18 protein-coding genes are annotated in these 13,642 nt (G+C 41.6%); 9 read left to right on the top strand and 9 right to left on the bottom strand.

Annotation, left to right across the window (positions count from 1 at the left end):
* Window positions 1-17: 17 nt before the first annotated feature.
* Window positions 18-596 carry a nitroreductase family protein gene (locus tag AC4MBN_RS05410; RefSeq protein WP_004782456.1) on the bottom strand — a complete coding sequence of 193 codons (579 nt, stop codon included), beginning with the start codon at window positions 594-596 and terminating at the stop codon, window positions 18-20.
* A 265-nt stretch (window positions 597-861) separates the two neighbouring features.
* Between AC4MBN_RS05410 and AC4MBN_RS05405 the strand changes: the two genes are divergently transcribed.
* Entirely contained in the window at window positions 862-1,239 is a 378-nt protein-coding gene (locus AC4MBN_RS05405) for a hypothetical protein (protein WP_034170065.1), read from the top strand.
* 59 nt (window positions 1,240-1,298) lie between these two features.
* Here the strand turns inward: AC4MBN_RS05405 and rhlB are convergent, their stop codons facing one another.
* Complete coding sequence (gene rhlB / locus AC4MBN_RS05400) at window positions 1,299-2,450, bottom strand: ATP-dependent RNA helicase RhlB (protein WP_004782458.1); 1,152 nt, start codon at window positions 2,448-2,450, stop codon at window positions 1,299-1,301.
* A 96-nt stretch (window positions 2,451-2,546) separates the two neighbouring features.
* On the bottom strand, window positions 2,547-2,762 hold the full coding sequence (locus AC4MBN_RS05395; protein WP_004782461.1) for a cold-shock protein: 216 nt from the start codon (window positions 2,760-2,762) through the stop codon (window positions 2,547-2,549).
* 381 nt (window positions 2,763-3,143) lie between these two features.
* On the opposite strand from AC4MBN_RS05395, the gene AC4MBN_RS05390 reads away from it, so the two are divergent.
* From AC4MBN_RS05390 to AC4MBN_RS05365, 6 genes are all read left to right on the top strand, one after another.
* Window positions 3,144-3,377, top strand: coding sequence for a sulfurtransferase TusA family protein (locus AC4MBN_RS05390; protein WP_175968201.1), 234 nt, complete (start codon window positions 3,144-3,146; stop codon window positions 3,375-3,377).
* A 141-nt stretch (window positions 3,378-3,518) separates the two neighbouring features.
* Window positions 3,519-4,388 (top strand): RNA polymerase sigma factor RpoH, encoded by an 870-nt coding sequence (rpoH, locus tag AC4MBN_RS05385; RefSeq protein WP_004782464.1) that lies wholly within the window; start codon window positions 3,519-3,521, stop codon window positions 4,386-4,388.
* Between the two features lie 134 nt (window positions 4,389-4,522).
* The gene (locus tag AC4MBN_RS05380) at window positions 4,523-4,888 is read left to right on the top strand and encodes a DUF423 domain-containing protein (protein ID WP_419374922.1); all 366 of its coding nucleotides are present in this window, start codon (window positions 4,523-4,525) and stop codon (window positions 4,886-4,888) included.
* A gap of 39 nt (window positions 4,889-4,927) precedes the next feature.
* Window positions 4,928-5,125 carry a sulfur carrier protein ThiS gene (thiS, locus tag AC4MBN_RS05375; protein ID WP_005235073.1) on the top strand — a complete coding sequence of 66 codons (198 nt, stop codon included), beginning with the start codon at window positions 4,928-4,930 and terminating at the stop codon, window positions 5,123-5,125.
* Between the two features lie 17 nt (window positions 5,126-5,142).
* Window positions 5,143-5,925 (top strand): thiazole synthase, encoded by a 783-nt coding sequence (locus AC4MBN_RS05370; protein ID WP_034702140.1) that lies wholly within the window; start codon window positions 5,143-5,145, stop codon window positions 5,923-5,925.
* Between the two features lie 307 nt (window positions 5,926-6,232).
* The gene (locus tag AC4MBN_RS05365) at window positions 6,233-6,958 is read left to right on the top strand and encodes a hypothetical protein (protein WP_491880794.1); all 726 of its coding nucleotides are present in this window, start codon (window positions 6,233-6,235) and stop codon (window positions 6,956-6,958) included.
* A 40-nt stretch (window positions 6,959-6,998) separates the two neighbouring features.
* Here the strand turns inward: AC4MBN_RS05365 and AC4MBN_RS05360 are convergent, their stop codons facing one another.
* From AC4MBN_RS05360 to AC4MBN_RS05350, 3 genes are all read right to left on the bottom strand, one after another.
* Window positions 6,999-7,310, bottom strand: coding sequence for a putative quinol monooxygenase (locus AC4MBN_RS05360; RefSeq protein ID WP_419374920.1), 312 nt, complete (start codon window positions 7,308-7,310; stop codon window positions 6,999-7,001).
* 15 nt (window positions 7,311-7,325) lie between these two features.
* On the bottom strand, window positions 7,326-7,907 hold the full coding sequence (locus AC4MBN_RS05355) for an NAD(P)H-dependent oxidoreductase (RefSeq protein WP_491880793.1): 582 nt from the start codon (window positions 7,905-7,907) through the stop codon (window positions 7,326-7,328).
* Between the two features lie 157 nt (window positions 7,908-8,064).
* Window positions 8,065-8,676: a glutathione binding-like protein gene (locus AC4MBN_RS05350; protein WP_004782472.1), complete on the bottom strand. Its 612-nt coding sequence runs from the start codon at window positions 8,674-8,676 to the stop codon at window positions 8,065-8,067.
* A gap of 216 nt (window positions 8,677-8,892) precedes the next feature.
* Between AC4MBN_RS05350 and AC4MBN_RS05345 the strand changes: the two genes are divergently transcribed.
* Window positions 8,893-10,338, top strand: a complete 1,446-nt coding sequence (locus tag AC4MBN_RS05345) for a SulP family inorganic anion transporter (RefSeq protein ID WP_419365582.1) — start codon at window positions 8,893-8,895, stop codon at window positions 10,336-10,338.
* Between the two features lie 149 nt (window positions 10,339-10,487).
* The gene (gene trmB / locus AC4MBN_RS05340; RefSeq protein WP_125279238.1) at window positions 10,488-11,204 is read left to right on the top strand and encodes a tRNA (guanosine(46)-N7)-methyltransferase TrmB; all 717 of its coding nucleotides are present in this window, start codon (window positions 10,488-10,490) and stop codon (window positions 11,202-11,204) included.
* Window positions 11,205-11,248: 44 nt separating this feature from the next.
* On the opposite strand, the gene AC4MBN_RS05335 is transcribed toward trmB, so the two are convergent.
* The 3 genes from AC4MBN_RS05335 to AC4MBN_RS05325 all read right to left on the bottom strand — a co-directional run bounded on the left by AC4MBN_RS05335 (window position 11,249) and on the right by AC4MBN_RS05325 (window position 13,640).
* Window positions 11,249-12,025 carry a Rossmann-like and DUF2520 domain-containing protein gene (locus tag AC4MBN_RS05335; protein ID WP_491880792.1) on the bottom strand — a complete coding sequence of 259 codons (777 nt, stop codon included), beginning with the start codon at window positions 12,023-12,025 and terminating at the stop codon, window positions 11,249-11,251.
* Between the two features lie 83 nt (window positions 12,026-12,108).
* Window positions 12,109-12,906, bottom strand: coding sequence for a thioesterase family protein (locus AC4MBN_RS05330; protein WP_491880791.1), 798 nt, complete (start codon window positions 12,904-12,906; stop codon window positions 12,109-12,111).
* A 62-nt stretch (window positions 12,907-12,968) separates the two neighbouring features.
* Entirely contained in the window at window positions 12,969-13,640 is a 672-nt protein-coding gene (locus AC4MBN_RS05325) for a class I SAM-dependent methyltransferase (protein WP_491880790.1), read from the bottom strand.
* Between the last annotated feature and the right edge of the window lie 2 nt (window positions 13,641-13,642).

The raw sequence follows: 13,642 nt of genomic DNA, 5'->3' as shown, positions 1-13,642 counted from the left end.
CTGTGTCTTGAAATGCCTTAGTTTTGATTCCAATAACTTACATAATTCTGAGTCTGGATTTCAGCACGTGGTGCAATCGCTTTTGCCGCCGTACCGATATAGATAATGCCAGAAACCAGATCATCTTTACCAATACCGAGCGACTGCTTGAAAAATTTTGATTCTACTACTGCGCCACTACGCCACATGGTTGAAAAACCTTGAGCCTGCAAAGACAGCAGGAAGTTTTGAATAGCAGCACCTGAACTCAGAATCTGTTCAAAATGTGGCACTTTTGGATGATCCTGCAAACGGGTTAATGCCAGTACCAGCAAAGGTGCACGAAAGGGATGATTCTTGACCCGTTCAATTTGGGCCGATTCAGTTTGACCCAGATCTATCAGTGCTTGCGATAACAATTCACCAAATGCTTCACGTTGCGCATCCGGGATGATCACAAAAGTAGTAGGTTTTAACCGGTGATGATCTGGTGCTGTCAAAGCAGCTTTAAATGCCAATTCTAACTGTTCGGCATTCGGCGCAGGTGCCAGCAAATGTCCTATTGATTGACGTTGGTGAATATTTTGATGAACGATGTCGACCACAGATTCCGTCATTGCTTTATAGATCTATAACTTAAAAACTACGGTCAAGATTAGCATATTCCACTAGCAATACTCTAGAAACTTGCAATGACCTTTACCTTGAAAATATTTAAGGAAGATTACAATATTTTCCGTGGAATCAATAAAATGTTTCTTTCATTCACTTTTCTCTCATAGAGCAACATCAAAAATTGCCAAACTTATACAACAGCTCCTAATTCTGTGCTTTTTACTGTGTTTCAATATTCCCAGTTCTGTTTTCAAGCGAGATTTTATGATGAAAAAAACAATTGCGATCAGCGGATTAGCAGCTTCAGCTCTACTTTTAACTGCCTGTGCATCTAACCCGACTTCAGTGGCGGTTCAAAAGGAAAATAATCAGTTTGAAGTAACAGGATTAGGTAAAAACCAGTTGACCTCTAAAAATAATGCAGTAAATGCGGCCAGCAAAACCTGTGGCTCTAAAGCTACTGCGATTATTCTGGATGAAAAAACTTCTTATGATGGCGCACTAAAAGGTGTAGTCGATGAACAGACTGGACAAATGATTCAGGCTGCTGCGACTGTATTAGGCAATATTGCCGGCACCAATACCGGATTGAACCAGAATGATGATTATCAGACTGTTTTAACGTTCCGCTGTGAAGCCAAATAAGTTTCAATATATACAGTAATAAAAAACCGCTCTTTAAGAGCGGTTTTTTGCGGTTTAGATTAGCAATAGCCTTCTAAACGGGTCAGCGGTAATTTCTGTCCAATCGCTTTTTCAATCTCTGGCAGATAGAAGGCATCATCTTCAGCCAGGAAACTGATACTTACACCACGCGTTCCCGCACGACCAGTACGACCAATACGGTGTACATAATCATCTGACTGTTCAGGCAAAGTAAAGTTAATCACATGAGATACGCCGTCTACATGGATACCACGACCTGCAACGTCTGTCGCAATCATGATGTTATGTTTACCATTTTTGAACTGGTCTAACATTTTCAGGCGTTTGTCTTGGGCAATTTCACCTGACAGCATTACCACCTTATAACCATCACGTTTTAAATGATCATATAGCTTACGCACCTGATCACGACGGTTAGCGAAAATCATGACCTTTTCAATCGGCTCATCACGCAGAATGTCTTGCAGCAATTTATATTTATCTGCCTTCGCGACCATATACACACGCTGTTCAACGTCGGCATTGGTTTTCTTTTCCGGCTCAATTTCAACAGTCACCGGTTCAAATAACCATTGTTGTGCCAGATTCAACACATCATAGCTAAAGGTTGCAGAGAACATCAGCGTCTGACGCTGCTCTTTGCGTGGCGAGAAACGCACGATACGTTTTACTGATGGAATAAAGCCCATATCCAGTAAACGGTCGGCTTCATCAATCACTAGGAATTCAATCTGGTCTAGCCAAACTTCTTTTTGCTCGACAAAGTCAATCAGACGCCCTGGCGTTGCCACCATGATATCGACTGGCGCTTTATCCAATTGAGCTTTCTGCTTGTCAAAATCTACACCACCCAGAAGTGTTACGACACTTAGATCCGTAAATTTAGTCAGCTCATGCGCGTCGCTTTCAATCTGTAATGCCAGCTCACGAGTCGGTGCCAGAATCAAAGCACGCGGTTCACCACGATAACGCTGTTCTTTTACCGGATTATTCAGCAAATCATTAATCACGCTAATCAGGAATGCGGCAGTTTTACCCGTACCCGTTTGTGCACGACCAATAGCATCATGTCCTGCCAAGGTGAATTTTAAAACCTTCTGCTGAATCGGCGTCATGGAAGTAAAGCCTAAAGCATCAATTGCCTTTTTCAGTTGGGGATGTAAATTTAAGGTTTCAAAACCAGATGACATAAAGCGCTGCTCTAATTTGATAATCACTAAGATGGAATAGTATAAACAAAAAACGCCCCAATTTATATTGGGGCGTTTATTAGCTTAATCCGAAGATTAGTCTAATGGTTGAACTTCTTCAGCTTGAAAGCCTTTTTGGCCTTTAACTACACTGAATTCAACACGTTGGCCGTCACGAAGTGAACGGTGGCCTTCGCCTTGAATAGCACGGAAATGAACGAATACGTCATCACCGCCGTTGCGTTGAATAAAGCCGAAGCCTTTAGTGTCGTTGAACCATTTAACTACGCCTTGTTCACGAGCAGCTGTCATAAGTTAATCCTCATTGATACTAAAAAAAGGACCACCCGGTGTTGCAAACAGCAGAGCAAACAAGTTTGAAAATATTATTTTTAAGCTTGTAATCATTCTGTAAAACTATTAACAAAATCCCGGTTACATCCATTGTGTATAGGGCGAAAAACAATCAATTTGTTTATCTAAAATCCTAAATACGCAACGAGCTTAACATGGGTTTATGACAATTAATAGATATTTTTTAGCTTTGTTCCTTTTGATTTAGTTATTTTTTTCACAAAATATATCAGAAAAATTATATATATTATTTCATGTAACTTTTTAGCCAAATAGTTGGGTTTTGGCATCCTATTTGCTAATATTTATAGCCTTTTTTGCGATATGAATAAAACGGAAATGAGTGATAACCACGGTCAAGCGCATATTATTGATGCCATGGGTAAACCCTGTCCGATGCCGCTCCTGATGTTAAAGCGTGCATTAAAAGCAGATCAGGGCAAAACATTCTTGCTAAAGTCATCAGATCCACATAGTCAAACTGATGTTACACGGTATTGCCAAATGCATCAGTTAAAATGCGAATCTCAACAGATTTCTGCAACCGAGTATCACTACCTGATTGAATCTTAAAAATTTTCAATTAAACTGGATGCTCTCCATACTCGTATAAAAGTTTACATTTCTCTACCCAAATATCCATTATTTGAGGAGAGTTTGGATTAAGATAAAACCTAGTTAAGGGTTAAATCCCCCGCACTTCAAGGAGAACACATGAGTGACAGCCGCAATCAATTGATGCCCCTGTCATTATCGGCGCCAGGTGTCAATCTTGGTGCTTATATTAGCACTGTCAATCAAATTCCTATTTTAACGGCCGAACAAGAAAAAGAGTTGGCTGAACGCTATTACTACGACCAGGACCTGGACGCAGCAAAAATGCTGGTCATGTCTCATTTGCGTTTCGTGGTACATATTGCACGTAGTTATGCAGGTTATGGCCTGCCTCAAGGTGACCTGATTCAGGAAGGCAACCTTGGCTTGATGAAAGCCGTTAAACGTTTTGACCCGAGTATGGGCGTACGTCTGGTGTCATTTGCGGTGCATTGGATCAAAGCTGAAATTCATGAATATGTAATTCGTAACTGGCGTATTGTCAAAATTGCGACCACTAAAGCACAACGTAAACTGTTCTTCAATTTACGAAGCCTGAAAAAGTCTTCTAAAAAGTTAACGCTTGAAGAAGCTCAGTCGATTGCCAATGACCTGAATGTAACACCAGAACAGGTACTGGAAATGGAAGGCCGATTGACGGCTTATGATGCAGCATTTGAAGCATCAGGTGACGATGATGATGAAAATTCAACTCACGTTGCTCCAGCGCTATATCTGGAAGACAACCGTTATGATCCGGCACGTCTGATTGAAAATGAAGACTATGAGGAACAAAGCACCTCTGCCCTGCATGAAGCGATGGAACAGCTAGATGACCGTTCCCGTAATATCTTGCAGCGTCGCTGGCTGGATGATGAAAAGTCAACCTTGCATGAACTGGCAGCTGAATATAATGTTTCCGCCGAACGTATCCGTCAGCTTGAAAAGAATGCAATGGAAAAAATCAAAGTGGCAATGTCTTCAAACTGACGTGTTGAATTAATAAGCTACTAATCTTAGAAAAGCCTTCATATATGAAGGCTTTTTTATCTTTTAATGCCGTGTTTCAGCCTGGGCTTTTATGCTAAGGTTAAGCGCAAACTTTATTGGGAAGATCAATTCAAATGTGGGTTGCGATTTCAGCACTGAATCTTGCGCTTGCAGTCATGCTCGGGGCATTTGGTGCCCATGGTTTAAAGACTCGAGCGACTGAAGCACAGTTGGCCTGGTGGCAAACGGCCACAGATTATTTCTTCTACCATGCTCTTGGCTTACTTATTCTGGCAGTGATCAGCCGAGTGATTCCTGAATTGCCAATCAAATGGAGTTTTCTCCTGATTCAGGCGGGAATTTTCCTGTTCTGTGGCTCACTCTATGTCATGGCACTGGGTCTGCCGCGCGGTTTAGGTGCAATTACGCCAATTGGTGGTGCCTTAATGATTGCTGGCTGGTTAATTCTGGCTTGGAATGCCGTAAAATACCTCAAATAGGTCTGATGCTTTAATCAATAATCATGGAGGGTTGCCAAGATGTTGGTGTATATCAATGGCGAACAACAAGAAACTCAATGCAAGAATCTGCTGGAACTGGTTCAAAGTCTGGCGCTTGAGGGTAAGCGCTTTGCAGTTGAGGTCAATGAAATGATTATTTCTAAAAGCAGATTGGGTGAAACGCCCATTTGCGAAGCGGACAAAATAGAAATTATTCACGCAGTCGGTGGCGGCTAATAACACTTGGAACAATTATGCAAGATTTATTACAGATCGGTTCACGCCAATTCCAGTCTCGTCTTTTAGTAGGCACAGGCAAATATAAAGATTTAAATGAAACAGATCAGGCCATTCAGGCCAGCGGTGCAGAAATTGTAACGGTTGCTATTCGCCGGGTGAATATTGGCCAGCATCCGGACCAACCGAACCTGCTTTCAGTGGTTCCACCAGAAAAATACACCATTTTGCCAAATACTGCGGGCTGTTTTGATGCCAATAGTGCAGTACGCACCTGTATGCTGGCACGTGAACTCTTGGATGGTCATAACCTGGTAAAACTGGAAGTTCTGGGTGATGAAAAGACCCTTTATCCAAATATTACCGAAACCTTGAAAGCAGCGCGTACCCTGATTGATGACGGTTTTGAAATCATGGTCTATACCTCAGATGATCCGATCGTGGCACAAGAACTGGAAAGTATGGGCTGCGTAGCAATCATGCCTTTGGGCAGTCTGATCGGTTCTGGTCTGGGGATTCTGAATCCGCATACCATTTCGATCATTAAAGAAAATGCCAAAGTGCCTGTGCTGGTTGATGCGGGTGTCGGTACTGCCAGTGATGCAGCAATTGCCATGGAACTGGGCTGTGACGGCGTACTGATGAATACGGCGATTGCAGCAGCACAAAATCCGGTCTTGATGGCCTCTGCGATGCGTAAAGCGGTAGAAGCAGGTCGTGAAGCATTCCTGGCCGGCCGTATGCCACGCAAACGCATGGCCAATGCCAGCTCACCTGAAACCGGTTATTTCTTTAAATAATAATCAGGGCTAGAAGCCCAAAAGATTATTTGAATCATATCGATCTGTTCAGGAGTTTCCAGCAAACTCCTGAACTTTTAAATTTAGATACCCAGGTTAAATTTGAAGATTGAATATTAAAAGTTCACTTCTTGGTTTAGACAAATTTGAATAGGAACTTCAAATCCATAGCTGAATTTGTAAAAAAGCTTTAAAGTTCACCATAAATATCTATCCAATATTCAAAGAGATGACTTAACCTATTTTGCTAAACTTATCACTCAGCTTTGATCATCAATAAAATTATAAATAAAAGGAATTTAAACCGATGCTTTATCAGATCAAACTGCCTTTCCTATTTAACACCCTGCTGTGTATAGCATTTACACAAAGTGCATGTGCAACACCTCAGACAGGTAGTTCTCTAAAATCAAGCTATCAATCTTTTGTTCCGAAAAACTGGAAAATTCTAGAAAAAGCGCAAGGTGATTTAAATCAGGACGGTCAAGCAGATCTCGCGCTGATTATTGAAGATACTAATCCCGAAAATCTTGTTGCAAATGCAGGTGTAGGCAATCACGTTCTGAATACCAACAAACGAAAACTCTTGGTTTTATTCAAGCAAGAAAATGGTTATCAGCTTGCGGCTAGCAATACTACTTTGCCAACCGAAGGTGATGTAGAGTCTCCTTGCCTCACTGATCCACTTGGTGAATCCGAAGCCTTAAGCATTCAAAAAGGTGTACTTCGGGTTCATTTACATTACTGGCTAAGCTGTGGTTCATGGTATGTCACCAATCATACTTATACCTTTCGATACCAGGATAATGCTTTTAAATTGATTGGCTATGATGTAGATGATTTTCACCGTGCCTCGGGTGAGAGTACAGCACGAAGCATTAACTTTTTAACAGGCAAGGTAAAAACTACAACAGATGAAAATGAATTTGCAGAACAGACACAACCTGCCAAAGTTCAATGGTCTACCTTAAAACACCGCTACGCACTGAAACTTGAACAGGTTCAATTCAACCAGCTGAAAAAGTTTGAATAAAATTAAATATCACAAACTCTTTCAAACTGAGAATTACAGCTTAAAGCGCTTCTAAAATTCGAATCTTTACGCTCTCAACCGCACCTTTAGTGGCCTTAGCATGCTGCTGCATATTTACACTATGCATGTGGGTTTCCAGATGCTGAATGCTTTCCCATTTTTCAAACATCATGATTGAAAAAGGCACTTTAGTCTGTAATCGGCTCTCAACCGCTGGATGATCAATATAGACATCATAAAGATGACAGCCTGGCTCTTGTAATACCTGTGTGCGGATGTTGTTAAATGAATCCAGCACTGTTTTCATATCTTGTTCCGAATGACAGATGATTTCAGCAATAACGGTTAGCATGGTCATATCTCCTGATTAAGCAAAAATTTGAGTTAAATGTTCACGATACTGTGCGATATACGCTTCAACTTCAGGGGCTTTAATTACATCATTCACAATAAATGTCGGTAAAGCCTGCATCCCCAGGAATTGGTTGGCTTTATGAAAAGGTAGGTAAACGCCATCTACACCCACGCCATGAAAAAACTGCTCGGTATCCGTAAACGCATCCATGGGTGCATTCCAGGTAAGAGATAACATATAGTTTTTATCGTGAATCAGGCCACCTGAGCCATATTTTTTTGAAGCATCTGAACGTGAGCGACCATCATTTGCATACAGGCTGCCATGCCCTTCGGTAAAAACATCATCAATATACTTTTTTACTGACCACGGCGCACCCATCCACCAGCCTGGCATTTGGTAAATGACCGTATCTGCCCAGAGGTATTTTTCCACTTCTGCTTTTGCATCATATTCACTATCAGCACGAGTCACCTGAACCTGATACCCCAGCTTTGTTAATACTTCTTGTGCCAGTTCGGCCAAAGTATCATTTAACTGACCATTCGAATGGGCAAAAGCTTTAGCACCATTAATTAATAAAATATTTTTCATAGGAAGAACCTGAAACCAAAAATTTATGCAGGCACTATATAGACTCTGCTTATTGCTAAAAAGTAGTAAATCTGCAAATCATTATTGACTAAATATCAATAATCACTTTGGAAGCAATAAAAAAAGCGCCCTATGGCGCTTTTTCAAAATTTTGAGATTAAGGAATCAAACCTTCATCACGCATTGCAATCTGTACAGACTGACGTTCTGCAACTTTATTGCGGATATGAATAATATTTTTATATGGACTCAGATCATGCTCAATCTGGTTCGACCAGTTGGTCAGAACAAACAGGTAAGCATCTGCCGGACCGAAATTATCATCGACCAGATAATCATTGTCCGATTCACCAATGGCCTTATCGATATAACTCAATAAACGGTCAATTTCTGCATAGGCTTTTTCTTTGGCTTCATCTGATAATTTTCCAGTGAAGAATACAGCATAAGCATCATGCAGTTCTGAGTTTAGATAACCTAACCACTCCAGCACTTTGGCACGTCCCATGCCAGAAGGTGGAATTAGATCTTGTTTTGGATCGTGTTGAGCAAGAAACGGTAAAATTGCAACATTTTCTGTAAGAATTAAACCCGGATTAATTTCTAATGCTGGTACATAACCCTTTGGGTTAATTTCGTAATAATCTGCACCTTTTTCTGTTTTATGGGTTTTTAAGTCAACACGTTCCAAATCAAAATCGACATTAATTTCATTTAAGATAATATGAGCTGCCAAAGAGCACGCGCCTGGCGAATAGTAAAGCTTCATTTCTGATCCTTGTTATACACTTCTCAATGTTTTAAATCGCTTCTGACAAACTTTCAAGTGATCAAACCTGTAAATTGCAAAAAAGCGTAACTGTCATTCAGCACAGTTACATATCCAATATTGAGGAATTTACAGGCTTTTGCAAGTCAATCTTGTGTAGATTTTTATCTGTATCTGTTTAAGATACGCAGGTTCTCAAAATTTAGATGATATTTCGTGATTAACCTGAAAAAAGAAGAATGGTTTTCCAATATCCGGACTGATGTACTGGCAGGTCTGGTGGTTGGACTGGCCCTGATTCCTGAATCTATTGCCTTTTCTGCGATTGCAGGTGTCGATCCGCAAGTCGGCTTATATGCCTCTTTCTGTATTGCCGTGTCCATTGCCTTTTTCGGTGGTCGTCCTGCTATGATTTCTGCGGCGACTGGTGCAATGGCACTATTGATGATTACGCTGGTCAAGGATCATGGATTGCAATATCTGCTTGCAGCTACGATTTTGACTGGAATCATTCAGGTGATTGCTGGCTTTTTTAAAGTTGCCAAACTGATGCGTTTTGTGTCGCAGGCTGTGGTGTATGGTTTCTTGAATGCCCTCGCGATCCTGATTTTTGTGGCACAAATCCCGGAAATTAACCGGATGGACAGTACGGGTTATCTATTCATTGCAGTAGGTTTGGTAATCATCTATCTGTTTCCTTATATCCCGAAAATCGGTAAAGCCATTCCATCACCTCTGATCTGTATCATCGTGCTAAGTGCACTTGCGTTATTGCTTGGTGCGGATATACGCACCGTGAGCGATCTGGGACAGTTTCCAGATACCTTACCCGTCTTTCTTCTTCCAGAAATTCCACTAAATCTGGAAACTTTGCAGATTATCCTGCCTTATTCCTTTACTTTAGCCACTGTAGGTCTGCTTGAAAGTATGATGACGACTACAGTGATTGATGAAGTTACTGGAACTGAAGGTAATCGACATCAGGAATGTCGTGGTCAGGGTATGGCCAATATTGTCAGCGGTTTTATGGGCGGAATGGCCGGTTGTGCCATGATTGGTCAGTCGATTATCAATGTCTCTTCAGGTGCACGTACCCGTTTATCCACTCTAGTGGCTGGGGTGTTTTTACTATGTCTGGTGGTCTTCCTGAAAGACTGGCTGGCTTATATTCCTATGGCAGCACTGGTAGCCATTATGATTATGGTATCATTTACCACCTTCCAGTGGGGTGCAATCAAACAGTTTGGCAAGCATCCGCTAGAATTTAATACCGTGATGATTGCTGTGATAATTGTCGTGCTTGCTACTCATAATCTGGCGCTCGGTGTATTTGTCGGTGTATTGCTCTCTGCTCTGTTCTTTATTAATAAGCTGGAAAGAACTGTACATATATCGACTTATTTGCATAAGCCTAATTCACGTAGCTATATAATTTCTGGACAGATCTTTTTCAGCAGTACAGAAAAGTTCTACCAGTTTTTTGATTTTAAAGAAAAACTGGATCATGTTGAGCTGGATCTGACGCATGCACATATCTGGGATGTGACTTCAGTAAATATGCTCAATAATGTGATCCAGAAGTTTAAAGCCCAAGGCATAGACGTGACTGTGATTGGTTTAAATGAAGCCAGTAGCACTTTAATCGACCGTTTTAGTACCTGATCAAGCTTGATCTGTAAAAGAGCCAACTGGCTCTTTTATTTTGCCTGGGATCTCTGGCTCGATTTTATGGAGAAATACCGAGAAAAGTTTGACTTGCACCGCTCAGGACTTAAAATACCGCATTCTGAATTTTTAGATTTGCCAAAATTATGTCGAACGATCAATTAGACCAGCAAGTCGTGGAGCTGGACAATTTAAGCGAGCACCGTGAAATTGTGACGTTTATGCGCCGCTCAGCGCCATTAAATACCTCTCAACGTACTGCGCTTGAACAATATGGTCACTTAATTTTGGAATATCCGGTGGGTGACTTGCGTCAGTATTTTGAACATCCTGAACGTCCGCTGACTGTAGAAATCGGTTTTGGTATGGGCCGCTCTCTGGTACTCATGGCTAAAGCGAATCCAGAGCGTAACTTTGTCGGAATCGAAGTGCATGTACCGGGTATTGCGCAGTGCGTGTATGAAGCAGGTATGGCTGGCGTGACGAACTTACGTGTATTGGATGCTGATGCGATTCAGGTACTTCGTGAAATGCCAGACAATAGCATCAACACCGTTCAGCTGTATTTCCCTGATCCATGGCAGAAAAAACGTCACTTTAAACGCCGTTTTGTATCTCATGACCGCATGCCATTGGTTGAGCAAAAACTGGAACTTGGCGGTACTTTCCATGCTGCAACAGACTGGGAACCGTATGCTGAGTGGATGCTGGAAGTTCTAGAAGAACGTCCACGTTTAGAAAACCTGGCAGGTAAAGGCAACAGCTACCCTCGCCCTGAATGGCGCCCACAGACCAAATTTGAACGTCGCGGAATCGAAGCTGGCCACAAGATTAATGACTTTATCTTTAAGAAAATTTCTTAATATCTATAAGTCTAAAAAGCGCTGATTATTCAGCGCTTTTTTTATTAGGTCTGATGGCGTTCTAAAATCTGCTGACTGAATAATTTATATACATCTGCCAAGTCTTGTCGCTGAGACTGCTCTAGCATCTGCTGATGCATATTCAGAATATTCTGATCACCACGCATCGCAGGTCCAGTCTGCCCCTGGCGTGGATCATTTTGCGTCGCTTTATGGGCTGTTTCCAGAATCAATGGATAAAGCAGGCTAAAGTCTACCTGCTGTGCATCTACTACCTGCTTGGCCATGTCATAACAGTAGTTGCTAAAATTGCAGGCAAACACCGCAGCTAGATGCAAGCTCAAACGTTGTTCTGAACTATATTGATAAACTCGTTTACTTAGGCTATTTGCTAAATGAATTAGAATTTTTTGATCTTCTGGATCAGATGCTTCAATAAATAAAGGCGTATTTTCCCAGTCAATTTCACGTTCCAGACTAAAGGTTTGTAATGGATAAAAGACGCCAGACTTTGCATGTACATCTGCTAGAACATTCAGGTGAGTACTGCCCGAAGTATGGACAATCAGTACATCTTGCGAGTAAGGATGGACTTGTTTGATGACATTAGCAATTGATTGATCACTCACGGCAATGATCATCAAATCAATATTCTGATTCAGATTCTCAAGGTGAGCGATAGCTTGCACTTTAAATTGATCAGCCAGTTGCTGTGCTTTATCCAGAGTCCGGCTGTAGATCTGTACAATTTCATGTTGTGCTGACAATACACGGGCAAGATGATAAGCCACTCGTCCTGCCCCAATGATACTAATCCGCATTCATCAATATTCCTGAATCATTGCGCACAGCATGCCAATAAAAAAAGGATGAATCAATTCATCCTTTTGCTTTTGAACCGGATTTAGAATTTACGTAAGGTCAAAATCTGTTCACTACGACCGAAAGGCCCGTGAATATCATGCAGCACACCAGTGGTGAGACCAATCCCATCTTCACCATATTGTTGCACTACTTCCAGCCCCAACCATTCACCTTGCGGCAGACGGTACATATGAATCTGTAAATCTAGATTCGGGAATCCCCAGCCCGCATTCGGGTCCTGACGTGGCACAATGCCATTCGCGGTATCGACCATACCGAGTAAACGACTAAAATCTGTAGTCGGTTGTCCTTCTACCATATCCAATGAATTTCTGAGCCAGACAATGCCTTTGCCTGCACGATGATCAGGATGTGCACGGGTTTCAATACTTTGAATATAACCGCCCGGCCAGCAACTCATACCCTCCCAAACCGGTAAAAACTCAGGGCTTTCAATCGGAAAATCTTCGATACCTGCAATGGCCCGGCTATCCGAAGTCAGCATCCTCCAGGCACGAGCAACGATACAGGTTTTTCCATTGGCACACATTTCCGCCTCAATCAGTTCAATAGTTTTGCCAGGACGGATCATGCGTGTAGTAATAGAAAATTCACCAAATGCAATTAGCCCAAAAATATCCAGTCCAACCCGACCAATGCGCATTTCTGATCTAGGCTGAAACTGTTCTAGTTCAACACATAGAATACCGGTTGCTGGCGCCATGTGCTGTTCATGAGGATTCCACGCACCTTGAGCATGAATATTGGAACGATAATAGGCAGTAGTACTGCCATCTGTATGCTGCTCGCGCTGGATCAAACTATAATATGCTGACATTCTTCTTAAACTTCCTTGATTATTCTCTTAAACTTTAAAATTCATATAAAGTTTCATGATCTTTATTTTCTAAGTAAAAAACCATAATAATTCATGATTTGACTATAAATTTTGTGCTGTTTAAATCCGACTTTTGTTAAAATTTCATTTGAATCTTCCGCTGAAATCAGAAAAAAGTCCTGCTGCAATCTGGCCAGCATATTTTCGCTTTGCTGCACACTAAGTCCGGTTTGCTGTGCCATTTTTTGCATCACCTTTAATTCATTCTCACCTTCAGGCTGCATCAGATCATAGGTCAACGCGATCCCGCCAGCTTTAAGACTCTGATAGATAGCCTGAAAAAAATCAGATTTCTGAGGTTCAGGAATAAAATGGGCAACTAAAATAGCGAGTGCAGCATCGAAAGTATCCTGCTGATTCAGTTCTTGAGTGGTGCACTGTATAAACTGAACTCGTTGTTCAACTCCAATAGAAGCCAGATGCTTCCTTGCCTGCTCAAGCATCGCAGCGGAAGGATCAATTGCAGTAAATGTCCAGTTGGGATGCTGCTGCAATAAATAAGATAGCTCATAACCAGTTCCACAACCGACTACTAAAATATGTGCAGTTTCTTGAAGTTCAATGCTGAGTATTGCTTCAATCTGCTGATGTACCAGTTCATAGCCAGGAATCAGTTTGCGAATATGATCATCATAACTGGCGACCACCACTTCATTGTGAAAGTTTTTTGCCATCT

Source organism: Acinetobacter sp. CAU_H_60, assembly GCF_058599385.1.
The sequence above is the reverse complement of the archived record's forward strand: the minus strand, read 5'-3'. Positions and strand labels throughout refer to the sequence as shown.